The sequence below is a fragment of the Pedobacter sp. 22226 genome, assembly GCF_052045455.1.
GTDB lineage: Bacteria > Bacteroidota > Bacteroidia > Sphingobacteriales > Sphingobacteriaceae > Pedobacter > Pedobacter jeongneungensis.
Window position 1 is genome coordinate 250,814 of sequence record NZ_JBQEPB010000001.1, and the last position, 25,792, is coordinate 276,605.

Consider the following 25,792-nt stretch of genomic DNA (forward strand, 5'->3'; position numbering starts at 1 on the left):
CCACATCAATGGCAATTTTTTCTTAATGATCTCAACTTCTTAATGGTAAATAGTACGGAAGTCAGAAGACCGATGTCCGAAGATAATTAGCCCATATCAAAATCTATTTTACTTAATGATCTCAACTTCTTAATGGTAAATATTCCAGAAGACCGAAGACCGATGTCCACCACAACCACCAGGATTTTAATATTTCGCATTTAAACATTCTGAACCGGGCCAAATACCGCTTAACTTTTGTGTACCACTTAGACCTAACAGGCGACCAGCGCATAAGACAGGCAAAAACAGGCAACGGAAATTAAACAGGCATTTAGTTTGCATTAAATATGGTACAATTCAACATTTATCTTGAAAAAGATAAGCTTAATAGGGACAAAAGGCCGCGGATGCGGCCTTTTTTATGCGTTATAGTAAAAAAATCTTATTGGAATGTTACTGTTTCTGATCAGCAGGGGTGTGGAATTTTAACCTGAATGAGGAAAAATTTCCCCACTTTTTTTCGTGAAGAGGAGAAAGTAATCGCGGTTTAATATTTTTAAAATATTTTATTGCAAATACTGCTTTAAAAATTATGTTTAATACTGGATTAGGTGTGAATTAAATAAAAAGAGGGTACTTAGTATATCCCTGTACTTTTCCCCTCTTTTTGCAATAACTGGTACTATCTTAAAAGATAATGTAGAAATAAAGAGTCATCCCTTACTCATTTGATTTCAACAGCTAACGCCTGATGATCAACGCTCTTAATGATCTGCTACAAACTTACTTCAAGGTTGATTATGATAAAATGAACAATAGTTAAATAGGTAGTTTTACTCCATGAAAGGGTAAAATACTTCGGTGAAGGATTTGGTTTTTTGCTAAAGGGGCTATAGCTAACCAGGTTGTGACAGGCGCAGTTTTTTATTGGGTTTTGGAAATTAACTGGTTTACCGCATCATGAAACGTTCTGAAATCAAGCGGTTTAACCAATAATTTATCGCCATTTACCAGATCGCTGATGGCGTATGTACTGTGCGAACTGATGTACACAATAAATTTTACACGGTTTCTGAGCATCCGGGCAATGTCGAATCCGGAAACATCCATTTCAATATCTAAAAAAAGAAAGTCGATCTGTTGATAATGTTTAAAAGCAGCCATTGCATCGACCGGACTTGTAAAGCTCCCTTTTAGTTCCAGGCTTTCCACATTGGAAATGTAACGCTCCATAATCTTGATAAAAATGGCTTCGTCATCCAGGATTACACAACTATATGTTACGTTTGCGGTATTCATATCCTATTCTTCTTAATATGCAGGAGAAATCTGTAAATGCAGTTACCAGAAATTTTGGAGCTAAAAGAACTGATTTTCCGTCACGTTAATTTATGAAATAATCATCAGAATATAAACTGATTATCCATTTAAGTTTTTAAAAGAAAACCTTGGTCAAGGCGTTAGTTTAATTTCAAATTGGGTATCATTTGGTTTTACCGTTTTTAATGAAAATTCAAAACCATGGTTTAACAAAATTTCACGTACAAGGGTAAGCCCAATGCCCTGACCATCTTTTTTGGTGCTAAAAAAAGGACTGAACAATTGTTCGGTATCTTGCTGCGAAATCCCTTTTCCGGTGTCCGAAATGGTTAGTGTTCGTTGCGACTGATCTAAGGTGATTTTTATTGAACCTGTATCTCCGATAGCTTCAATCGCATTTTTAACAATATTAATCAGTGCCTGTTCCATCTGTTCTACATCAGCAAAGATAAAATATGGGGCGTTGTGCAGTTCTGTCGTAATGGCGATGTTTTTTTCATTTGCGGGATAATACATTAACTCAGATACCGATCTGATCAGCGCTATAAGGTCTGTTTTCTTTCGGTTTGCTTCCGGCAGTTTAACGAGGTCGGCAAAATTGCGCATAAAAACATTAAGGTTCTGATTGCGGTCTATGGCTACTTTCATCGCGTTTTTCAGGGGTAAATCACCCGCATCTAACCAAAGGTGTTGTTGTGAGAGTGCTGTATTAATAATGGAATTTACCGGACCAACAGTATTGTTTACTTCGTGTGCCATCATCCTGATCACTTTACTGTAAACGCCTTTTTCCGCAGCAAAAATCTCTGCAGTTACTTCTTCGAGCATGATAAAAATACGCTCAAAACCACGATCAATAAACCTTGATTTCTGAATTTTGTAAGTATGCAATCCATTGGTGCGTAATGTTTTAGAACTGCCGGTTTTCATGCCCTGAAGCTGGTTTTCGAGCAAATCAGGATTATCGGCCAGTATTTCGGTTGCCTTGGGATTAATCTGCTTGATCTGTCCGTCATAATCCAGTATAATGATGCCTGTTGGCGAAGTTTGCACCAGTTTTTCGAGGAAAAAATGCTGTTCCTGCTGTTTGGTACGTTCTGTTCGCAATTCGTCGATCATCCGGTTGTACACATCCACCAGTTCGTCAACTTCTTTTTTTCCGGTGAGCAGAAATTTAACATTAAAATCTTTATCCTTTATGGCTGAAATACCCTGCCTCAAATAGGTGAGGGGCGCAATTAACTGTTTGTATAAACTAAGCGAAATGATAATCGAAATAATGATAAAAACCTCTGTAAGCAGGAAAATGAGCTTATTTTCTTTAAAAATAAAATAGCTCATCACCAGGCAGGTAAGGTGCAATATTGCTAAGAAAAGGATATACTTAGTCTTCAGTTTCATTAAAAGGAATTTGATATTTTTCCAGCCTGCGGTATAAGGCGTTTCTGGTAATGCCCAAAGATGCTGCAGCTCTGGTAATCCGGTTTTTATGAAAATTCATGGCTTGTTTAACCATTTCGGCCTCCATCTGATCTAAAGTCATGGTGCCCACGCCCGGGAGTTTTACTTTTTCATTCTTTTGTGGCGATAAATTTAACTGCGACTGGAAATCATCAATGCCCAGTTCGTTTTTACTGCTGATTAATACCGTACGCTCTACCAGGTTTTTTAACTGCCTGATGTTGCCGGGCAAAGGCAGTTGTTGCAGCCAGCGCATGGCCTGTGGTGATATCGATAAATCAGGACGGTTGTAAATCTCTTTCATATTTTTAATGAAGAAATTAACCAGCAGGGGAATATCTGATGCCCGTTCTCTTAAGGATGGCAGATGGATGGTAATTAAATTGATCCGGTATAATAAATCTTCCCTGAACAGGCCCGACGCCACCATCTCGTTCAGGTTTTTATTGGTAGCACAAACTACGCGGGTATCAACAGTTTTGGTTCGGCTGCTGCCTAAAACCTCATAGGTACGATCTTGTAAAACCCTTAACAGTTTCACCTGACTGGAGGCTTCCAGATCGCCGATTTCATCTAAAAATATCGTTCCCTTATTGGCCATTTCAAAACGTCCTGTTCTATCAAAACGGGCATCGGTAAAGGCACCACGCACATGGCCAAACATTTCGCTCTCAAAAAGGGACGACGAAATACCGCCGAGATTTACTTTAACAAATGGTTTGTTCAGGCGGTTACTGTTCTCGTGGATGGCTTCGGCAATCAGTTCTTTGCCTGTGCCGCTTTCTCCGGTAATGAGGACGGAGGCGTTGGTAGAAGCTACGCGTCCGATGGTTTCCAAGATAGATAACAGTCCCGGGGCTTCACCGATAATCTGTTTAAAATGGTACTTTTTATCAAGCTCTTTTCTGCTCGCGGATGTGGCTTTCTTACCGTTGAGTTGTAGCAACGTATCAACCGATTGCAGCACATAATCATTATTCCAGGGTTTATTGATGAAATCGTTGGCACCGAGTTTCATGCCCTGTACCGCCAATTCTATACTGGCCCAGCCTGTAATTAAAACCACAGGTAAGGCGGCATCATAAGCCCTTATTTTTTTGAGCAGCTGCATGCCTTCTTTTCCTGAAGTGCCTATAGAAAAGTTCAGATCCAGTACAACAAGCTCAGGCTTCCGGGTTTGAACCACCTCAAAAGCCTGAACCGGACTATCTGCAGTAACGATTTCATTTCCAGTGCTTTTTAAAAGAAGTGAAAGTGACGTTCTTACCGCTATATCGTCATCAACAATTAATATCATACGCGAAGTTAAGATAAGTATTATTCTTCATGCAATGCAATAGCAGGGTGGATGCCTGCCGCCTGTTTGCCAGGGTATAAAGAGCAGAATAAAACCAGCAGATAGATAAATAATACAGAGAGCAACATGGCAATAATATAAACGCTAGCAGGGATGTTGAAAACGCTTAGCAACGGAAACTGAATGGCAAAGAAACAACCCGCAATTAACGACATGGTTGCCAGTATCATTGCTTCGAGCACAAGCTGGTATGATACCGAGCGACCGCTTGCACCAATGGCCCTCCGCAAACCAATTTCACCTTTTCTTTTATTGATATTGTACCATAAAACGCCAAATAAGCCCAAAGCCACATTAATAATTAAAAAAGTAGCGATAATGATAAAAATAACCATCGGAATAATGGTGACTTCATTTTTAGAATCCCGCATTTGATCGAGATGTTTGATTTCGACAGCATTCTTTACCGAAGTTGCCATAAATTTATACAACTTGCTTTCGAAGTTTGCATCAGCACCGTCTTTCACCCTGATCAAAATGTTATGGGTGTTTCTGTAATAGCCAGAATCCAGCTGAACAAACATCGCCTTACCGGCAGGCGCAAAATCTCCATTGGATTTAACATCCTGAACCACACCTATTACTTTCATTTTTTCTTTGTCGTCGTAATCGCCTATTAATTTACCCGTAGCTTTTGTATTCCCAAATATTGCTTTTTTAAGGGTTTCGTTAATGATGATGTTTTTATTTTTGCCAACAAGGTCTTCAGGCAGAAACCACCTTCCTTCCAATAACGAAACATTCCATACTTTTTTGTAATCCGTGCCGACAACAAAATGGCTCACCATCGTAATTTTTTCCCCGTTTTGGGTTAAGCCTGTGCTCATAAAACTATCTGAATAGGGAAAATTTCCACTCGAAAAGGTAACTTCCTCAACTTGGGGCATTGATTTTAGTGATTTGTTAAGGTTTTCATAAAAAATGGCCAAAGAATCCCTATTTTTCGTCAATTCGCCATTTTCATAGGAAATAGACCAAACTTTTTTATAATCAAATCCCAGCGGCTCACTGTAGTTCTGATAATAATAGGTTAGGAAAGAAAAAACCGAAAATATCACCAGAAAAGAGACCAGGATTTCGGAAAGAAACAGAAAATTCTGCTTCCTTTTGTTCCATATTAATTTAAATAAGTGTTTAAACATAATAATATCTTTTAGTGGTTATTGGGCTTTTAGAGCCTTAACAATATTTAATTTTGACATTCGCCAGGCAGGGTAAACTCCGGAAAGCATGCCGAAAAATACGCAGGCAATCAGGCTATAGCACAATACGGTAAAATTCATGCTCAAACGCATATTCGACACTATATTGGCATCGTTAATTAGAAAAATAACGATAACAGAAAGGATTAAACCTATAATGGCCCCTAAAAAGGTGAGGATAAGGTTTTCGATAATAAACTGATAAACAAGTGTTTTAGATGAGGCACCGAATGCTTTGCGTACCCCAATTTCTGATGAGCGTTCCATAATTCTGGTGATATTAATGTTAACCAGGTTGATGGTGGGTAGCAACAAAAACAACAGTACAAAAAGACTGATGATCGAAACGGCTTTGGTCAATCCATCGTTTGTACCATCTCCCGCAATCCTTCTGGTCATGCTGGCAAAATAAGGATCTGCGTTGCAGTAGAGCCTGTCAAAATCTTTAGGGATAGGAACTTTTTTAATCATCAGATCGTATTCCTTTTTCATTTTTGGTAAATCTGCTTCGCTTTTAGCCAATAAAACGGCACCGAAGCCACCCATTAAATCGGTATTTTTGTAATCTTTAGATAGGGTATAGGGTATATACATATCGGCACAAAAATTCTGTAATGTTTTAGAAACGTTGGCAACTACGCCGATTACTCTGTAATTGATATTATCGGCAGAGATGGATTTCCCGATTACATTTTCTTCATCACCGAAATAATCTTTTTTGGTTTCTTCCGAGATCACGGCCACCAGTTCGGCATTATCAATTTCACGTTGCTGGAAAGCTTTGCCCGCTAAAAATTTATACTCCAGTATATTCCAGAAATCAGCATTGGTGTATTTGTATTCGATAACCAGTTTTTTATTATTCACATAAGCGTTTGAGGCTTTTGCAGAACTTGAAATACCGATTTTATTAACTGTTTTAAGCTTAGAAACATAATGATCCAAAAAGTAATAGGAAACATCACTTCTATTCATCCAACCTTCTTTAGAATTTTTAAATTCCATGGTAGTTACATAAAGCGAATGGTTTCTTTTATAATCGGGGTAATCGGGACTTAAAACTTTATCCATAAAAGCAGTTGCCACCATTAAAATGGTAAGTGTAAAGCTAATCCCGAACAGGCTGATGAAGGTGAAGAACTTTCTCCGCTTCAATACAGCTATGGCTATTTTAAAGTAGTTTTTTAACATAATTCAGGCTTATTGAACTTGTGAACCATCAAATAAACGCACCAAACGATGGGTTTTATGGGCCATACTTTCATCGTGTGTAACCATTACAATGGTGGTACCCTCATTTTTATTCAGGTTAATAAGGATATCCATAATTTCATTCCCCATGGCACTATCCAGATTACCTGTAGGTTCATCGGCCAAAATAATCTGCGGATTGCCAACAATGGCCCTTGCAATGGCTACACGCTGCCGCTGACCGCCCGAAAGTTGCGTAGGAAAATGTTTTAAACGGTTGCTCAATCCAACTTTCTCTAAAGCTGCGGTGGCAAGTATTTTACGTTCTTTAGCTGATGAATTACGGTATAATAAGGGCAGTTCTACATTATCCAGCACCCTTAAATCGTTAATGAGGTGATAGCTTTGAAAAATAAAACCCAGTTTCTGGTTTCTGAATTTTGCTAGTTTCTGATCTGAAAACCGGCTGATATCCTGCTCATCAATTTTAATGTTCCCTTTAGAAGGTTCATCCAGCAAACCCATAATGTTAAGGAGCGTACTTTTGCCACAACCCGATGGACCCATAATGGAAAGGAATTCACCTTTGGCAACATCCAGGCTGATCCCATTGATGGCGAGTGTTTCTACCGTATCCGTCCGGTAAACTTTTTCAATGTTTTTTAAGCGTATCATAATGTATAATTAGTAATTAAGATTTATTAATAGGTGATTTTTCTGTTTTTTTCGAAATCGTAAAGCGACAGGTAACGGAGTTGATAATAGGCGCCCCAGAAATCGCGGAGGGATGAAACATAATCTCGTTTGGCCCTGTCGTTTTCCTGAAACGCAATACTGAGGTCGGTGATGCTTAAATTGCCCAGTACATAGCGCTCACTGGCTATTTTGTATTTTTCAGCAGCAATTTTTTCGGCTTCATCTGTTAACTTTATTTGTTCTTTCATCATATTAAAAAGCGTTACCTGTGTTACAATCTGTTGCTTAAAAGTTTGTTTATCCTGCTCAACGGCATAAGTGGTAAACTGTTCGTTGGCCTGGGCCGTTTTGGTACGCGATTTCGACCTTCCCCAATCCATTACCGGAATAGAAAGCTGTAACTCTACTGATTGCTGGTTTTTTGGCGAACGGTAAATATCAAAAGCACTGTTTGCCGCGTTAGAGAAACCCAGATTGGCCCTCAAAGTGGCCGTAAGGCCGTTTTCGCCTTTAGCTTTTGCAACATCTCTTTTTGCTTCGGCCAAGCGGCGGATAAAGGCAATGGCTTCTGATCGGTTTTCGAAAGCTTCAGCCAATACTTTTTCGGCAACTACCGTCATTTGCGCCACTACCGAAGGCATATCCAGTTTAATCCTGTCGTTACCTTCCATACCGATGTAACTCCGTAAGTTCAGGGTTGCAATTTCTACGTCGCGTTTGGCTGTGCCTACTGCTTTCTGTGCATTTAAAACTTCTAACTGAAGTTGTAAAATCTCATTTTTTGAAATCTTACCCAGCTCGAATTTGGTACCGGCAATGGTTAAAATTCGTTTGGTATTGGTGTAGTTTACATCGGCAATGTTCAGGTTTACCTGTGCGAGCAATAAATCGAAAAAATACTCCGTAACTGTAATGGAAATCTTTTCCTGCGTTTCTATAAAAACCTGTTTGCTTTCGTTAAATTTTAAAGGTTCTATTTTCTTGTCCCACTTTAAACTGTTAAACTGGAGCAGGGGCTGTGTATAGCCGATTCCGTAGGGGATACCGTTGTATAACACGCTTTTCCTGTCGAAATCATCAAAGCGCTGTAACTGAGTGGTGCCATAAATGGTTCCGCCGGTGGCTGCAATACTTTGACTAAAGTTTAGCGTGAGCGAGGAGTTATCATAATGCACAGGCTGAAAAAGTATGGTTCCGTTGGGTTGTTGCACTTGCGTATAGGTTTTGGTATAACCTGGCAAAACGCCCAGTAAAGCCAGTTGCGGCTGGTAATTGGATTTAAACGTGCGCCATTCCCAGTATTTGGTTTCTTTAACGGTGATGGCCTGCTTGGCGGCTATAGAATTGGCCTTCGCCATTTCTACCACCTGCTGTAAGGTTAACTGCAAGGTATCTGCCTTTTGAAAGGAGAAACCTTTAACACTAAATGTTGCCAATAAACCCATGAGTAAAAATTTCATTCGCATAATCTTAATTACTGATGGTAATGGTTTTCGTGTTTTTATAATCGCCCATGTCTGAAGTGATTACCTCATCGCCAGCTTTTAATCCGCTCAGAATTTCTACGTAATCGAAATTGCTCAATCCGGTTTTAACAGAACGGCGTTCGGCAACTCCGTTTTTAAGCACAAACACTTCCTGCAGGTTAGAGCCATTAAATGCCGGACCATTAGCTACCCGCAAAACCCCGTTTCTGGTTGCCGTAACTAAAAAAACATCAACTTTTTGGTTTGGCCTCAGTTCTTTGCTGTCTTTTTCGTTCAGCTGGATATCGAAAGAAACAATGGCATTGTTTACCGCCGGAGATATATTTACCACCGATCCGCGTAACTGCGTATTGCCGATGCGGATAATGGCAGTCATATTGTTGTGGATTTTATCCAGCAGGTTATCAGACATGCTTCCGGCAACTTTAAACCCACTTAAATCGGCAATCCTTACTAAAGCATCGCCCTCATGCACACTGGAACCAATGTTTTTATTTACCCAGGTAATTACCCCGGGCCGGGTAGCAATTACATCAGCCAGGTCGAGTTTGCGTTTTAAGGCATCAAGGTCTTTGCGTTGGATGGCCAGCGAGATTTCGGCTTCCCTGATTTCGATTTTCATGGTTTGCTGCTTGCTCCTGATCTCATTTTCCAGCTGAAGTTTTTCCAGTTCGGCAACTTTCAGGTTCAGTTCGGCTGCTTCTACATCTTCTTTGGTTCCACCACCCGCTTTTAATAACCTTTTTGCTGAAGAAACGGCATCATTAAGGTTGCTGATCCGCAATTGTTTAATGCTGTTATTTGATTTGATATCGAAAAAACTTTTCTCCAGGTCGAGTTTCAGTTTACGGATCTCATTTTCCTTCGATTCCATCTGGAACTGGAGTTTGCCGTATTCTGTTTCGCTTACCGATTTATCGAGTGAAAGGATCGATTGTCCCTTTTTTACCTTATTGCCTGCATCCATCAGCACGTTTTTTATCGATGCGTTAATCGGACTGGTTAAAACTTCTTCAAATTCAGGGAGTACTTCGCCGGTTGCGTTAATTGTATTTTCGATAATACCGGTTTCTACCTTTGCGGTGGTAAAATCGGCCAGGGTTAAAGATGGTTTAAAAAAGAACCTGACAAACCAGATGGCGACTGCAAAAGCAATGATAATAATGAAAATAAGGAGGTAGGTTTTTTTCTTCCTTTTCGAAGAAACTTCTTCTTCAATGAGTTTGTCCATTTAAAATAGTTTACACCTCGTTTTACAATAGCGATGCCATTGTTAAATGTTTATTTATCAGCGTTTTATATTTTATTAGGAAATTAAAAATGCCCGATATCGAACAAGTTGTTTGTAATCGGACGTAAAAGGAAGGAAGGAAGGAAGGAAGGAAGGAAGGAAGGTTACTTCATCCAATGAAAAATTGGCTTCGCAATGAAGATCTTTTGCAGCCTGTCGACAATTTAATACCTAATTGTTCAGGCCATTAAAACAAAAAACTCCAACAGCGTTAGCTATTGGAGTTTTTTATATCCTGAAAAGGAAAATATTATTTATTCAGTTGTACCAGCGTTTGGGTAGCCTGGTTTTCTAAAGTCCTGTCTACATTTGGCAAACGCATTTTTGCGATGTTGTTTTCTACATTTAAAGATGGGTTTTCTGCTTTTGCAAGTGCAGCAATATCTCTGGTGGTGCTTGATAACATTTTAAGTGATAATAAGAATAAACGGTTATCGTATTCAGTAGTTGCACGCTCACTGTAATCATGCTGAACTTTATCCAACAGTACCAGTTTATCGGTAATCTGATCCAGTACCTCTTCAGAAAGTTCTAAACCCTGGATACCAATAACGCGGTTGTTTTTAACTAAATATTCCAGTCCGTTAAACGTAATGATGGTTAAATCATTTCTGTTGATAATGTATTCAGCTTTTGAAGCATTGCCACTCTTACGGCTCCTTTTTTGTGCGCTTAATCTTTCAATTACAGCGTTACCATTTACTTTATCAACGTTTTCAAAAAGCGTTACCTGTTTGCTGGAATTTTGTTGAGCCATCAACATCATTGATGATGAAGAAAGTAAGGCAGTTAAAAGAAGTGCAAAAGAAGTTTGTTTGGCAATTTTCATGGCGCAAAGATAAAATAAGAAAATGTATTTTTGAACTTTTTGTATGTTTAATATTACAGTTTTAGATTAATTTTGAAATTATTTTGATGATATAAATCAACATATTGGTTTAATCCTGTATTTTTAGTTAGTATTAATGGTTTTAAAGTGTTCTTCTTATATAAAATTCACTCATTTATCTTTCCTGAACCGATGTTAAATGCATCGCTTTTAATGTAATCTTAACACCTGCTTTATATGCCGTTTTTACTTTTGCGGTGTAAAATATTTGGTTAGTATTATTACAGGTTTAGTTAGTTGATAAGAAGAGGCCCCAACGGATGTTGCGGCCTTTTTAGTTAATGATTTGGGCAAACAAAATAAACGTTTACGCGTTTCAATCATACATTGAGCCAAATCCCGTTTTACATGAGATATTTCTCTTTATTAATTCATATAATAAAAGCTTTATTTATGGCAAAATCATGGGAAATTTAATCCGGTAGGACAAAAATGACCAATAGTTGCAATAAATTACTCAAAAAAACGTCTTTATTGGGCTGTAACAGCTGATTGTAAATAAAATGATTAGTTTTGCGGCCTGCTTATTGTTGAGCAGAGCGTATAAAAATTGAAATATGGATGGTCTGTCATCCTGGTAACAAAAAAACATTATGGACAAATTTAAAGAAGTACAAAATCTGATCGCTTCAGTTGAGGCAGATGTAACCAAGTTTTATGATGGTGGAAATGCTGCTGCAGGTACACGTGTACGTAAAGCAATGCAGGATCTTAAAGTTTTAGCTCAGGATATCAGAGCTGAAGTAACAGAGAAAAAAAATAGCGCGAAATAATTAAATTATTGCGTTTTGGGAAAACGAGAGCCTTCAGCCTTACAGCTGGAGGCTTTTTAGTTTTGTGATTTTCGAACCGGCTATTGTATCAAAGTAGTTAACTGGCTTTACCTCAGCATAAATTCCGTTATCTTGTAAACGCCATATTTAAAAGCCTGAAAAGGCGGTTAAATTTTAACGCTAATGCCAGATATACCATGATCAAAAGATTACTCCCATTACTTTTATTATTAGTTTTTTATAAGGGTTTCCCGCAGGAAACTACCAGAATTTACCTTTCCGGAACGGATAAAGACTATACTAAACAATGGGATTTTTACTGTACCGCTGGCCGTAAAAGTGAGGTTTGGACTAAAATCCCGGTACCCTCCAACTGGGAATTACAAGGTTTTGGAAGTTACAATTATGGGCATGACAAGGATAAAGCTAAAGAGCAGGGCATTTACCGCCACGAGTTTGCAACAGGTAAAATAACCGGGAAGAAAGTATTTATCGTGTTTGAAGGCGCTATGACGGATACTAAGGTTACCATTAACGGAAAACTTGCAGGAGATGTGCATCAGGGCGGATTTTACCGCTTCAAATATGATATTACAAAGCTTTTAAAACCTGAAGGAAAGAATTTGCTGGAAGTTACGGTAGATAAGATGTCGGCCAATGCCTCTATCAATAATGCGGAAAGGAAAAGCGATTTTTGGGTTTTCGGTGGCATATTCAGGCCTGTTTACCTGGAAACCGTTCCTGATAAATTTATAGAAAGGCTTGCAATAGATGCAAAAGCAGATGGTTCGTTTCGGGTTGATGTATATGGACAAAATTTAAGTGCAAACGATATAATTGAAGCCCAGGTAAAGAAATTGAATGGCGAAAATGTGGGTAAACCGTTTTCGGTAAAAGTTAATCTGCAGGATAGCACCCAAAAGCTACAATCCGGCTTTTCGCACCCCTTATTATGGAGTTCGGAGTTTCCGAATCTGTACCAGGTGGTGGTTAAGGTTAAATACAGGCAAAAGCTTGTTCATCAGGTAAAGCAGAAATTTGGTTTCCGTACGCTGGAAGTACGCAATGGTGATGGTTTTTATGTCAACGGTATTAAAATACTTTTAAAAGGGGTTAACCGCCACAGTTTCTGGCCCGAAACCGGACGTACATTAAGTCCTGCAGTACATTTGATGGATGTGCGGTTAATGAAAGAGATGAATATGAATGCTGTGCGGATGTCGCATTACCCGCCCGACGCCGAATTTTTAGATGTTTGCGATTCGTTAGGGCTTTATGTGATTAATGAATTAACGGGCTGGCAGGCTAAATACGATAATCCGACCGGGCACCGGCTGGTAAAAGAACTGGTGATCAGGGATGTGAACCACCCCTCCATTATTTTTTGGGCCAATGGCAATGAAGGTGGATTTAATACCGATCTCGATAACGATTATGCCCTTTACGATCCTCAGAAACGGACTGTAATCCATCCATGGGAAAAATTTAACGGAACAGATACCAAACACTATCCGGATTACAATTACATGGTAAAAGCAGCCACATCGGGAAAAGAAGTTTTCTTCCCGACAGAATTTATGCATGCCCTTTATGATGGTGGTGCTGGTGCGGCTTTAGATGATTTCTGGAACCAGATGTTGATTCATCCACACGGTGCAGGTGGTTTTATCTGGGCACTGGTTGATGAAAATGTAATCAGGACAGACAAAAACGGCATTTACGATGGCGATGGTAACCATGCACCGGATGGAATTGTTGGCCCTCACCGCGAAAAAGAAGGCAGTTTTTATGCCATAAAAGAAATATGGTCGCCGGTTTTTATCGATCTTCCAAAAATTGATGAAAAATTTAGTGGTAAAATCCCGATTGCCAACAGGTTCGCTTTCACCGGCCTCGATAAATGTACCTTTAAATGGAAACTGGTAAATTTTCCAGGGGCGAAAGATGCCTCAACAAAGGCAATTATCACTGCAACAGGATCTGCTGCATCAAACCTTAAACCTGGCACAAAAGGTACGCTCGATTTGCCTTTACCTCAATCATGGTCGCAGAGCAATGCTTTGTATTTAACAGCTTATGGTCCCGATCAGAAAGAAATATTTACCTGGAGCTGGCCGTTAAAAACGGCTCAACTGATTATCGCAAAACAAGGAAATACTACACCTGTTGCTGTTGTAAAAGCGGAAGAAACCGAAGGATCACTTTTGGTTAAACAGGATGGTAATACTTATTATTTTAACAAAGCAACTGGTTATCTGGAGAAAGTAGCTAAGCCCAATGCTACCATTTCTTTATCAAATGGCCCATTGCTGGCAGGCGTAAATACGACCTTGAAAAATTTCAGCTTTAAAGCCGGGGGACAAAAATACATTGTTGAGTCAGATTATCAGGGCGCAGGTAATTTACATGCAAAGTGGACATTTGAACCCGGAAAACCGGTAAAACTCGAATATGAATTTAGCCAGCAGGGCGATGCCGATTTTATGGGCATTACGTTCAATTACCCGGAAGAGAAAATTACCGGGATAAAATACCTTGGCCGTGGTCCGTACCGTGTTTGGAAAAACAGGTTAAAAGGCCCGCAATTTGGCGTTTGGCAAAAAGATTATAACAATTCGATCACTGGCGAAACATGGGGATATCCTGAATTTAAAGGTTATCATGCAGAAGTAAACTGGGTAGTGGTAGAAAACAAGGAAGCGCCCTTTACTGTCTATATTCCCGATCAGGATACTTATTTGCAAATGTACCGCCCCGCACGCGAAGCTGCTGCATTAAGCAATAACAATGTAGAACCTGCATTCCCCGAAGGAAATATAGGTTTTTTAAAGGGCATCAGTGCCATAGGTACCAAGTTTCAACCAGCTTTAGTGATGGGGCCTCAAAGTCAGAAGAACAAAACAGATGGTAAAACTTTTAGCGGAACTTTATTCTTCGATTTTGTTCATTAAAAACATCTAATGAAAAATATTGGATTTGTTTTTTTATTTAGCTTACTTGCTTACGCACCGGTACAGGCACAGCAACTTGACAGCATCAGATTTAACGTGACCACCGCTCCCGAATGGACAAACCTGTTTTATAGATCGGAAGGCTGGTTTGGTGGCGATGGCATTTACAGTATTCCGCTGAACGGGCAGGAAGCATCGCCGCCAAAAGCAAAAAAGACACTTTTTATTTTTAGCGATAGCATGATCGGGAAGGTAACGGATGTCAAAATGCAGCCTGGTGCTAAAATGATCCATAATGCTGCTGCGGTTTTAGATGGAAAAGACCCAGATCCGAAGAAAATGAGCTTCAGCTGGAAAAACGCTGATCAAAAACCCGAATCTATATTTTCTCCCAAAACTCCCTTAACCAATGCAGGTGATTATTACTGGCTCGGCGATGGTTTTGTAAATCAGGAACTGGATAATGCTATGTTTATTTTCGGTTACCGGATTAAAAGTACTGGTAGTGGGGCTTTCGGCTTTGCTGAAGTGGGAAATACGCTGATTAAAATTAAAGCCAGCGAGGCTTTACCGTTTCAAAATTATGAACAAAAAGATACGCCTTTTTATCTCGACGAAAATAGTGAAACAGGCTCTTTTGGTGCAGGCATTTATGTAAACACAAAACAGGCAGGCCAGGCAAATGCCGATGGATACATTTATGTGTACGGTACATTCGGGAAAACTAAAAAACTGCTGGTGGCAAGGGTTTTACCTGCAGCATTTGAAAACTATAATAAATGGAACTATTGGGATGGGAAAAACTGGCAGGCTGATATTAAAAAATCTGCTGCGGTAACCGATCAGGTTTCGAATGAACTCAGTCTTTCGCAACTGCCCGACGGACGGTATGCATTAATTTTTCAGCAAAGTGGTATTGGGAAATACGTTTGTATGCAGCTGGGCAAAACACCCTATGGCCCTTTCGGTAAAGTAATTAAGCTTTGGGATACTTCTGAAGCCATTGAACTGAAATCTTTTTTTACCTATAATGCCAAGGCACATCCGGGTTTATCAAAAAAAGGAGAGTTGCTCATTAGTTATAATGTAAATTCTTTCGATTTTTTAAAGGATTTACAAACTCACCCCAATCTTTACCGGCCGAGGTTTATCAGGGTAAAGTTCGAGTAGGCTTGTCATCCTGAGCGTAACTACGGATATGTTAGGGACGTACAACTACCATTAAATGCATACCTGTGTTAGTTTGATACTTGCAGTAGACAGTTTGATACTTGCAGTTAACAACATGATACTGGCAGTAAGCAATTTGATACTTGCAGTTAACAATATAATACCCGCCATCGGTAGGTTTAAGTTTGCGTATGGTAACATTTTTTTCGCAATCGATAGTTATAAACTTGCAGTTAACAACATTAAACTTTCCATTGACAACATTATACTGTCAGCTTGTAGGTTTATCGGATCAGGCGAAAGTTATAAACTTTCCATCGGTAGTTTTAAACTTGCAGTTGATAACATTATACTTTCCGATGGCAGATCTATTGTTGCAGTTCGCAACTTTATCGGAGGGGTAGGTTACTTTATATGTGCAGTTAACAGTTTGATGTATGCAGGTGTTAGTTTGATGCTAGTTTGAATTTTTAGTTAATTGCCAGTCTTTACAAGGCAAGCGAGTTATTGGTATAGTTAAAATTATTTTCTTATTTTTAAACTAGTTAATGCTCACCCGATGAAAAACCCAACCATCCAGGATCAATTTTACCTGCAAATTCAAAATGAAATAGATAGAATAGAAGGTAAAGCAAATACTTATATTGGCTTTTTTTACCTGATAAGGATTACTCAAATCCTTCTTGCAGGCTTAATCACAGTTATTTCAGGCTCAAAGAATCCGCAATATTTTTGTGAGGATATTATTCTTATTTTAGGCGCTGTATTAACAATAATTACATCTGTTGATACACTGTTCCAGGTAGATGCCAAAAAAAATACCTATAAATTACTATTGTTCGATTTCAGGGCAATCCGCGCGGAATTTGTAAATGAATATCTTCAAAATGATGGTGTAGTAACAAACGGGTTTAAAGCCGACCTTTTTAAAAAATATGAAAGGGCCAATGCCTACGCACGCGATTTAATTGGAAGTGATAAGAAAGCAAATCGTAATAGTGGTATGGAGCCAGATCCAATACAGTAATTTGCTTAAGATTTCCTGATTAATCCTATGAAAACCGGGGAGGGCCTTGCGCTCTGGCTTTCCTCGGTTTGCCGCCACCGGGGGCTCTTTCTTTTATCCTTGATGATAAAGTAACAAAAGATCAAGGCTTGGATCCTTTCTTGTAAAAAACTACTGAAACCTTTATTGCGGCAGTATCCAGGCTCTTACCCTTGCTTTTGTCCACCGCTCCCGCCTGATCCTGCCTTGGGGTGTGGGGTTATGAGGGGCTAGTGCAAAGATTTCCATGCTTTTTCCTGCCAAAATCTCCTATGCTGGATGGCAGGGTGCCGATAGCATGATGCATATATTATGGTGCATATCGCATGTTGCTGAGATCTGGTGCACTGGCATTGTATAAAACCCTGAGGGGAGCTCCCCTCCTAAAGGAGGGGCTGGGGGAGGTGGAAAGGTGCCGGTAGGCGGATAGGGGGAACGTTCTCCGCCCGTCGATCTCCGATTTTCCCACAAAATTCATTACATTTGCTCCCAATGAAATACTTTGTGCTTTTATTTTCCCTTTACCTGATTCTTCTGGGCGTTACGCCTTGCCAGGATAGGGATGATATGGCTACAAGCGCTCAGTTCGAAACTGTTGTTCACCGCGATGCGGCCAAAGGCGATCATGCCGGTGGCGAAATGTGTCCGCCGTTTTGCAGCTGCGCCTGCTGTTCTGTTGCGCGACATTTTCCTCTTGAAAAAACAACTGCATTGATCGTTCCTGTTTTTCAGCAGGTATATCCGGGCTTTTATTGCACTGATCTGAAAAAGCAGCCTGTTGATGTCTGGCAACCGCCAAAACTCGTTTAATCAGATTTTCTTACATGGCTTCGTCCATGAATTTTAGCATGTGCTACACATTAAAAGTGTAGGCAATTGTGCTATTTATTAATTTTTGATTATACCCATAATGCTGAACAAAATAATACAGTTCTCCATCAGGCAGAAATTGCTGGTGGGGATTATGATGCTGGCGTTGATTGCCTGGGGCATATATTCCCTAAAGCAACTGCCAATTGATGCACTTCCGGATATTACCAATAACCAGGTGCAGATTATTACCAACTCTCCCAGCAACGGGGCAGAGGATATTGAAAGGTTTGTAACCTACCCGGTAGAGCAAACCATGGCTACGATCCCGGGAATTGAAGAAATCCGATCGTTTAGCCGCTTCGGACTTTCGGTGGTTACCGTTGTTTTTAAAGAAAATGTAGAAATTTACTGGGCCCGTCAGCAGGTAAGCGAACGCCTGGCCGAAGTAGAAAGGAACATCCCCAAAGGAATAGGAACACCCGAAGTTGCACCTTTAACCACCGGTTTGGGCGAGATTTACCAATATGTGATCCATCCTAAAAAAGGATACGAAAAAAAATATGATGCCACCGAACTCCGCTCCATCCAGGATTGGATTGTGCGCCGGCAGTTGTTAGGCGTAGAGGGGATCGCCGACGTGAGTAGTTTTGGGGGATACCTCAAACAGTATGAAATCGCGCTCAATCCCGATAAACTCCGGAGCATGGATATTTCCATCAGCGATATATTTACCGCCCTCGAAAAGAATAACCAGAATACTGGTGGTGCTTACATTGATAAGAAACCCAATGCTTATTTTATCCGGAGCGAAGGTTTGATTAACAGCATCGAAGATATCGAAAACATTGTGGTGCGCACCAATGCCAACAGCATCCCCGTATTGATCCGTAACGTGGCCGAAGTACGGATCGGTGCCGCAACCCGTTATGGTGCCATGACGCGCAACGACCAGGGTGAAGTGGTTGGTGCAGTAGTAATGATGCTTAAAGGTGCCAATTCATCAAAAGTGATTGCCAATGTGAAAGCCCGGATGGAACAAATTGCTAAAAACCTGCCCGAAGGTGTAGCAATAGAGCCTTTTATCGATCGTACAAAACTGGTAAACAATGCAATTGGCACTGTAGCCAAAAACCTGGCAGAAGGGGCATTGATTGTGATTTTTGTACTGGTATTGCTGTTAGGTAATTTCCGTGCCGGCTTAATTGTGGCTTCGGTAATTCCACTGGCCATGCTGTTTGCCGTTTGTTTAATGAACCTTTTTGGTGTAAGCGGAAACCTGATGAGCCTGGGTGCAATAGATTTCGGACTGATTGTAGACGGTACTGTAATTATTGTAGAGGCATCACTTCATCACCTCGGCCTCCGTAAAAACCGGAACCGTTTAAGCCAGCAGGAGATGGATGAAGAGATTTTCGAATCTGCCTCAAAAATCCGGAACAGTGCGGCTTTTGGAGAGATAATTATCCTCATTGTTTATCTGCCCATCCTTGCATTGGTGGGGATTGAGGGTAAAATGTTCAGGCCAATGGCACAGACTGTTGCTTTTGCCATCCTGGGTGCTTTTATTCTATCGCTCACTTATGTACCGATGATGAGCGCGCTGTTCCTAAATAAAACCATAAGTACTAAAAGAAACATTTCCGACAGGATTATGGCCTTCTTTCAGCGGGTTTATACACCAATGCTCAATTTTGCCATCAGGGCAAGGGTATTGGTAGTAGGCGTAGCACTGGCATTGTTTGCCATCTGTTTAATCATTTTCAATTATCTCGGGGCCGAATTTATCCCCACTTTAGAAGAAGGCGATTTCGCCGTAGAAACACGGGTGCTCACCGGAAGCAGTTTATCGCAAACGATTGAGGCCTCTACACGTGCCGCAAAAGTATTGAAAGCCAATTTTCCGGAAGTAAAGGAGGTAATAGGTAAAATAGGTTCGAGTGAAATCCCTACCGACCCGATGCCGGTAGAAGCCTGCGACCTGATGATCATCCTGAAAGATAAAAGCGATTGGACAAGCGCTTCAACAAGAGAAGAACTCGCACAAAAAATGCAGAAAAAGCTGGAGCAATTCATTCCCGGGGTAACCTTTGGATTCCAACAACCTATACAGATGCGTTTTAACGAACTAATGACGGGTGCAAGGCAGGACGTGGTAATTAAAGTTTACGGTGAAGATTTTGCCAAACTAAGCAGTTATGCGTCGAAAATTGGTGCAATTGCAGGTAAAATAGAAGGCGCGCAGGATGTTTATGTAGAACAGGCCTCGGGGCTTCCGCAGGTGATCATTAAATTCCACCGCGATAAAATAGCGCAGTTCGGCCTTAATATAGAAGATGTAAATACCGCCATCCGTTCAGGTTTTGCCGGTGAAGTGGCAGGTTTGGTATTTGAAGGAGAAAAACGTTTCGATATGGTGGTGCGCCTGGAAAAAGAGAACAGGCAATCATTAGAAGATGTGAAAAATCTTTTCGTTACTGCACCCAATGGTAACCAGATTCCGTTAGAACAACTGGCCGATATCGATTATAAAGAAGGCCCGAACCAGATCCAGCGCGATGATGCCAAACGCAGGATTACCGTTGGTTTTAACGTAAGGGGCAGGGATGTAGAGAGCATTGTAAAGGAAATTCAGCAGAAAATTGATAGCGATATAAAATTTGCTCCCGGTTATTATCCAACCTTTGGTGGTACTTTCGAAAACCTGCAGGCCGCAAATAAAAGGCTGTCCATTGCCGTTCCTTTGGCTTTGCTGCTGATTTTATTATTGCTCTACCTTACCTTTTCGTCCATTAAACATGCCCTGTTAATTTTTACGGCTATTCCTTTATCGGCCATTGGTGGGGTACTGGCGCTGTGGGCGAGGGGAATGCCTTTCAGTATTTCGGCAGGTATCGGTTTTATCGCCCTGTTTGGCGTGGCCGTACTCAACGGGATTGTACTGATCAGTGAATTTAACAGATTAAAAAAAGAAGGAATGACAGATATAATAGAAATTATCAAAACAGGTACTTCGATCAGGCTCCGTCCGGTAATTATGACTGCATTGGTAGCCTCACTGGGCTTTTTACCAATGGCCATTTCGGGCGGAAGCGGTGCCGAAGTCCAACGTCCACTGGCAACGGTGGTGATTGGAGGTTTGCTTTCTGCTACTTTGCTTACGCTTTTGGTTCTGCCAATCCTTTACATCTGGGTAGAAAAAATGGGGAATAAAAAGATTAAAATTGCTCCCGTAGCAGGTTTGTTGATTTTAATCAGTTCTCTTTTAGCAATTCCATCTGCACAGGCACAAAAACCGGGTTTAAGCTTAAACCAGGCGATATCATCAGCGCTACAACAAAACAAGGCAGTTAGCAGCGCCAGTTTAGGCTTAAGTTTGCAGGAACAGTTAAAGAAAACGACTTTCGAAATGCCCAAAACCGATGTTTCGATGATGTACGGCCAATACAACAGCCTGGTAAAAAACGATCAGAACTTTACTATTTCGCAAACCATTCCTTTTCCTACACTTTTCTCGGCAAATGCTGCCTTAGGAGATGAAAGGATTAAAGCCAGCCGGTTTCAGGTGGCATCGACCAAAAATGAATTGGTTTATCAGGTAAAAACGGTTTATACGAATCTCCAGTACCTTTATTCGAAAGAAAAACTGCTGTTACAGCAAGACAGTATTTATAAAGGTTTTGTGAAATCAGCATCGCTGAAATATAAAACCGGCGAAGGCAACCTGCTGGAAAAGGTAGCGGCCGAAACCCAGTTGAAAGAAGTGCAAAGTCAGCTGGAGCAGAACAGTGCCGATATCGAAATTTACAACAGTCAGCTGTTTACATTACTGGGAAGCAATGCCGTAGAAATTGCCGAAAAGTACCTTCAGGAGAAAAGTATTGTTCCGGTATCGGATAGCACTTCGGTAAAAGAAAATCCATTGTTGGCTTATTCCAGGCAGCAGATTGTAATTGCCGATAAACAGCGCAAAGTAGAACTGGCAAAAGCGCTTCCTGATATTACGCTGGGTTATTTTAACCAGTCGCTTACCGGTTTTCAGAACGTAAATGGGAACGAGATTTATTTTGACAGGGGTAAACGTTTTCAGGGCTTTCAGGTAGGTATGGCCTTTCCCTTGTTTTATAAATCGTATTCGGCAAAGGCTAAAGCGGCAGCCATCAGTAAAGATATTGCCGCGAGTGATCTCGATTTGCAGGAGCGCAGGTTAAGCGCACAATATCAGCAGATACTCCGCGAATACATCAAAAACAAAGATCGCTATGGCTATTTTCAAAGCTCCGCACTGCCAAATGCCGCATTGATTTTAAAGAACAGCCGCATTGCCTATCAGAACGGGGAGATCGGTTATTCCGAATACCTGCTCAACCTGAAACAGGTAAACAGCATTTACGAAAGTAATCTGATGGCTTTATTGCAGCTTAACCAAAGCATTAACCATATCGAATTCCTTACCGGTAATTCCAGTTCATTATAAAAAGAAGAAACATGAAATCCATATATCAATATTTAAGTCTGTTAACTTTAGCGCTGTACCTCAGCGCCTGTGGGAGTCCTGAAGCAGAAAAAGCGCCTGAAAAAGAAGCCGCTCATGAAGAAAGCGACGTGGTTACTTTAACGCCTGAACAGCATAAACTGGCTGAAATTACCCTGGGCGAAATCGAACTAAAAGAACTGAGTGGCACAACCAAGGTAAACGGCATGCTCGATTTGCCGCCACAGAGCCTGGTTTCCATCTCCACACCATTAGAAGGGATTGTGAAGAGTACTTCTATGCTTCAGGGAATGAGGGTGAAAAAAGGTGAATTGGTTGCTGTGATGCAAAATCCCGAATTTATCCAGATGCAACAGGATTACCTCGATTATAAAAGTCAGCTGCAGTTTTTAAAACAGGAGCTGGACCGGCAGGAAGAACTGGCCAAAGAAAATGTAAATTCCAAAAAAGCACTTCAAAAGGCCAGGAGCGAATACCAGAGTGTAAGTGCCAGGTTAATGGGGCAGCGCTCTAAACTCTCGTTAATCAATATCAATTTCGCAGCATTGGAAAAAGGGACGATTTTAAAAACTTTTAACCTGTATGCGCCAATGGCAGGTTATGTTACCCAGGTAAATACCAATATTGGTGCCTTTGCCAGTACGACTGATGAACTGTTTAAAATTGCCGATACTGAACATTTACATGCCGAACTTACCGTTTTCGAAAAAGATGTGCCTAAACTTAAAATCGGTCAGAAAGTGCGTTTTACTTTAGCCAACGAAGAAAAAGAACGCATGGCAACGGTACATTTAATTGGCAGGGAGATTAGTAAAGAACGCACTGTACAGGTGCATTGCCACCTCGATCAGGAAGATACGCAACTGCTCCCGGGCATGTACCTGAAAGCATATGTAGAAAGCGGTGCCAACAAAGTTGAAGCCTTGCCCGATGCCGCTATTGTAGAATTTGAAGGCAAAAAATATGTATTTATCGAGCAATCGGCCTCAAAACAGGCTTATCGTTACCGCATGATGGAAGTGAAAACAGATGTTGCCGAAAATGGCTATACGCAGGTATCATTTGCAGAAAAGGTAAACAAACCTAAAGTGGTGGTAAAAGGCGCTTATGATTTGTTGAGTAAAGTGAAGAACGAAGAGGAAGAAGGCGAAGAACATTAGTTCATTAGTCATTAGTTTATTGGTCATTAGTTTATTGGTCATTAGTTTATTGGTAACTGCAAATTGCCAACTGTAAACTGGCTATGGTTAATTGTTTACCCTTCGACTCCGCTCAGGAGGTAACTGACTATGGACTGGCGACTAAGGACTTTGGACTACTTTCTTTTGTTCATTAGTTCACTGGTGACTGCAAATTGCCAACTGTAAACTGACTATGGTTAATTGTTTACCCTTCTACTCCGCTCAGGGATTACTGTGCATGCCCAAATCCAACGCGATACGTCATCCTGAACTTGTTTCAGGATCTATTTTCTGTCATTCTGAACGTAGTGAAGAATCTTTTATTAATTGAGTGATTTTTGAAAATCTTGAAGGAAATAGTAAAGATTCTTCGTTGCACTCAGAATGACAAATTATAATAGTTAAGTCAGTAGAGATCTATCCCGAATATTCGGGACTGCGCTTCGGTCGAGATGACGACTTTTTTATTGACTCCCAACAATTTTCCCTACATTTGCTTCCGTATTAACAATATAAGTCTTTGAGTCATGTAATTTCATTTATACATCAATGTTAAAATGACCTTTCCCATCCGGGGAGGGAGTAATTACTGTTTATCTTTTATTTTACTGATTACAATATGGCTATTTCACAAAAATATGGTCGTACTTATCATTATCCGTTTTCGCCGGGAACAACGAGCGACGACAGGATACAGCACGACTATTGGGACAATATACAACAGATCTCAATACTTATACATACCGAAAAACTGGATGGAGAAAACAATTGTCTCTCCAAATATGGCGTTTTCGCCCGCTCGCATGCAGCACCAACAACTTCACCCTGGACAGAAAACCTAAGGCGGTTCTGGCAGCTGATCAAAAACGATCTGGGCGATCTCGAATTCTTTTTAGAGAACCTTTATGCTATCCATTCCATTAGGTACGAGAAACTGGAACATCATTATTATGTATTCGGTATCCGCGAAAATGAGCGTTGGTTGAGCTGGGAGGAAACACAGTTTTATGCAAATTTATTAGATCTACCTACCGTTCCGGTTTTGAAAACAGAACCTGCACCGGTGGATCAGAAAGAGTTTGAAAAGGAAATGTTAAGCTTCGTTACAGGTTCGGGTACGTTTGATCCCTATGATGTATACGACAAAAGCAAAACAACAATGGAAGGCATTGTTAGCCGCAACGCTGATGGTTACTCAGTAGGTGATTTTGCTCAAAACGTATTTAAATACGTAAGAAAAGGGCATGTTAAAACAGATGAACACTGGACCAGAAACTGGAAACGTGCATCGCTATTAAACGAAGGAGGTAACCATGTGGACCTTTAGTAAAAACAAACAATGGAATGATCTCGAAGATCGTTTCGATTGGGTAAAAAGAATGAACGATGTGCCGCAGGATTCGCGCTACCATGCCGAAGGAAATGTGGCCATACATACGCAGATGGTTTTGGCTGCTTTAGAAAGTCAGGAAGCTTATAAGGCTTTGTCAGAGCAGGATCAGGAAATTTTATGGGCATCAGCTTTATTGCACGATGTGGAAAAATACAGCACCACTGTTTTCGAAACTGATGGAAGCATCACCTCTAACGGACATGCGCGTAAAGGAGCTCAATTTGCCAGACAATTGCTTTATATGGGCGGATTTACGCCTTTCGCTATCCGCGAGCAGATAGTAGGCCTGGTGAGGTACCATGGTTTACCAATTTGGTTATTCGAAAAACCTGATCCGCTTAAAGCACTCATTAAAGCCAGTATGGAGGTTAATACCGAATGGCTGGCGCTGTTGGCACGCGCTGATATGTTAGGACGGATCTGCAGCGATCAGGAAGAGATGTTGTATCGGATTAATTGTTTCGAAGAGTTTTGTAAAGAGCACAATTGCTGGGGTAACGCCCGGCAATTTGCCTCTAATGAAGCTAAAATGTATTATCTACAGCACGATGATGCTTTTGTAGATTATATCCCTTTCGAACAGTCGGTTGCTGAAGTGATATTAATGAGTGGATTACCTGGTGCAGGAAAAGATACCTTTATCAAACAGCACTATAAAGATTGGCCGGTAATCTCGCTTGATGCCATACGTATTAAAAGAGGGATATCGCCAACGGATAAAAAAGGCAACGGACAGGTAATTCAGGAAGCGAAAGAACAGGCCAGGGTTTACCTCCGTAAACAGCAATCGTTTGTTTGGAATGCCACCAATACCACCAGCCAGATGCGGATGCAACTAATAGAACTATTCAATTCGTACCGAGCAAAAGTGCGCATCGAGTATATCGAAGTGCCTTATCAGCAGTTGCACAGCCAAAATAAAAACCGTGATGCCATTGTGCCTGCAGCGGTTTTAGAAAGATTAGTTTATAAACTCGAAGTGCCGGCTTTATGGGAAGCACATCGAGTAGAGTATTGTGTGAAATGATTTATGTTTCATTGGTCATTAGTCATTAGTCATTGGTTTTGGTCATTGAAAACTGGCTATTGCTCAATGCA

Annotated in this window: 18 protein-coding genes; 9 read left to right on the forward strand and 9 right to left on the reverse strand. The window is 40.6% G+C overall.

The features are described 5' to 3' along the window. Positions 1-906: 906 nt before the first annotated feature. From ACTJKC_RS01090 to ACTJKC_RS01130, 9 genes are all read right to left on the reverse strand, one after another. Entirely contained in the window at positions 907-1,281 is a 375-nt protein-coding gene (locus ACTJKC_RS01090) for a LytR/AlgR family response regulator transcription factor (protein WP_440789508.1), read from the reverse strand. Positions 1,282-1,434: 153 nt separating this feature from the next. Beyond that, positions 1,435-2,703 (reverse strand): sensor histidine kinase, encoded by a 1,269-nt coding sequence (locus ACTJKC_RS01095; RefSeq protein WP_440789510.1) that lies wholly within the window; start codon positions 2,701-2,703, stop codon positions 1,435-1,437. Further along, positions 2,687-4,060, reverse strand: coding sequence for a sigma-54-dependent transcriptional regulator (locus ACTJKC_RS01100; protein ID WP_440789512.1), 1,374 nt, complete (start codon positions 4,058-4,060; stop codon positions 2,687-2,689). Before ACTJKC_RS01100 ends, ACTJKC_RS01095 begins: the two co-directional genes overlap by 17 nt. Positions 4,061-4,080: 20 nt before the next feature. Beyond that, positions 4,081-5,262, reverse strand: a complete 1,182-nt coding sequence (locus ACTJKC_RS01105; RefSeq protein ID WP_440789514.1) for an ABC transporter permease — start codon at positions 5,260-5,262, stop codon at positions 4,081-4,083. An 18-nt stretch (positions 5,263-5,280) separates the two neighbouring features. After that, positions 5,281-6,513: an ABC transporter permease gene (locus ACTJKC_RS01110; protein WP_344850905.1), complete on the reverse strand. Its 1,233-nt coding sequence runs from the start codon at positions 6,511-6,513 to the stop codon at positions 5,281-5,283. A 9-nt stretch (positions 6,514-6,522) separates the two neighbouring features. Next, a complete protein-coding gene (locus ACTJKC_RS01115; protein WP_344850906.1) occupies positions 6,523-7,188 on the reverse strand; it encodes an ABC transporter ATP-binding protein in 666 nt (221 codons plus the stop codon). 26 nt (positions 7,189-7,214) lie between these two features. Next, positions 7,215-8,669, reverse strand: a complete 1,455-nt coding sequence (locus ACTJKC_RS01120) for a TolC family protein (RefSeq protein ID WP_440789517.1) — start codon at positions 8,667-8,669, stop codon at positions 7,215-7,217. 10 nt (positions 8,670-8,679) lie between these two features. Next, positions 8,680-9,927 (reverse strand): efflux RND transporter periplasmic adaptor subunit, encoded by a 1,248-nt coding sequence (locus tag ACTJKC_RS01125; protein ID WP_440789519.1) that lies wholly within the window; start codon positions 9,925-9,927, stop codon positions 8,680-8,682. Positions 9,928-10,237: 310 nt separating this feature from the next. After that, the gene (locus ACTJKC_RS01130) at positions 10,238-10,816 is read right to left on the reverse strand and encodes a hypothetical protein (protein ID WP_440789521.1); all 579 of its coding nucleotides are present in this window, start codon (positions 10,814-10,816) and stop codon (positions 10,238-10,240) included. Between the two features lie 653 nt (positions 10,817-11,469). Here ACTJKC_RS01130 and ACTJKC_RS01135 point away from each other — a divergent pair. The 9 genes from ACTJKC_RS01135 to ACTJKC_RS01175 all read left to right on the forward strand — a co-directional run bounded on the left by ACTJKC_RS01135 (position 11,470) and on the right by ACTJKC_RS01175 (position 25,721). Then, the gene (locus tag ACTJKC_RS01135) at positions 11,470-11,649 is read left to right on the forward strand and encodes a hypothetical protein (RefSeq protein ID WP_025142680.1); all 180 of its coding nucleotides are present in this window, start codon (positions 11,470-11,472) and stop codon (positions 11,647-11,649) included. A 197-nt stretch (positions 11,650-11,846) separates the two neighbouring features. Then, positions 11,847-14,600: a glycoside hydrolase family 2 TIM barrel-domain containing protein gene (locus ACTJKC_RS01140; protein WP_440789523.1), complete on the forward strand. Its 2,754-nt coding sequence runs from the start codon at positions 11,847-11,849 to the stop codon at positions 14,598-14,600. A gap of 9 nt (positions 14,601-14,609) precedes the next feature. After that, entirely contained in the window at positions 14,610-15,770 is a 1,161-nt protein-coding gene (locus tag ACTJKC_RS01145) for a DUF4185 domain-containing protein (protein WP_440789525.1), read from the forward strand. A 559-nt stretch (positions 15,771-16,329) separates the two neighbouring features. Next, positions 16,330-16,797, forward strand: a complete 468-nt coding sequence (locus ACTJKC_RS01150; protein WP_344850915.1) for a hypothetical protein — start codon at positions 16,330-16,332, stop codon at positions 16,795-16,797. 510 nt (positions 16,798-17,307) lie between these two features. Continuing rightward, positions 17,308-17,625, forward strand: a complete 318-nt coding sequence (locus ACTJKC_RS01155) for a DUF6660 family protein (protein ID WP_440789527.1) — start codon at positions 17,308-17,310, stop codon at positions 17,623-17,625. Between the two features lie 100 nt (positions 17,626-17,725). Next, positions 17,726-22,102 carry a CusA/CzcA family heavy metal efflux RND transporter gene (locus ACTJKC_RS01160; RefSeq protein WP_440789529.1) on the forward strand — a complete coding sequence of 1,459 codons (4,377 nt, stop codon included), beginning with the start codon at positions 17,726-17,728 and terminating at the stop codon, positions 22,100-22,102. An 11-nt stretch (positions 22,103-22,113) separates the two neighbouring features. After that, positions 22,114-23,280, forward strand: coding sequence for an efflux RND transporter periplasmic adaptor subunit (locus tag ACTJKC_RS01165; protein ID WP_440789530.1), 1,167 nt, complete (start codon positions 22,114-22,116; stop codon positions 23,278-23,280). 640 nt (positions 23,281-23,920) lie between these two features. Then, positions 23,921-24,628, forward strand: coding sequence for an RNA ligase family protein (locus ACTJKC_RS01170; RefSeq protein ID WP_344850920.1), 708 nt, complete (start codon positions 23,921-23,923; stop codon positions 24,626-24,628). Continuing rightward, entirely contained in the window at positions 24,615-25,721 is a 1,107-nt protein-coding gene (locus ACTJKC_RS01175) for an AAA family ATPase (RefSeq protein WP_344850921.1), read from the forward strand. Before ACTJKC_RS01170 ends, ACTJKC_RS01175 begins: the two co-directional genes overlap by 14 nt. Positions 25,722-25,792 lie beyond the last annotated feature (71 nt).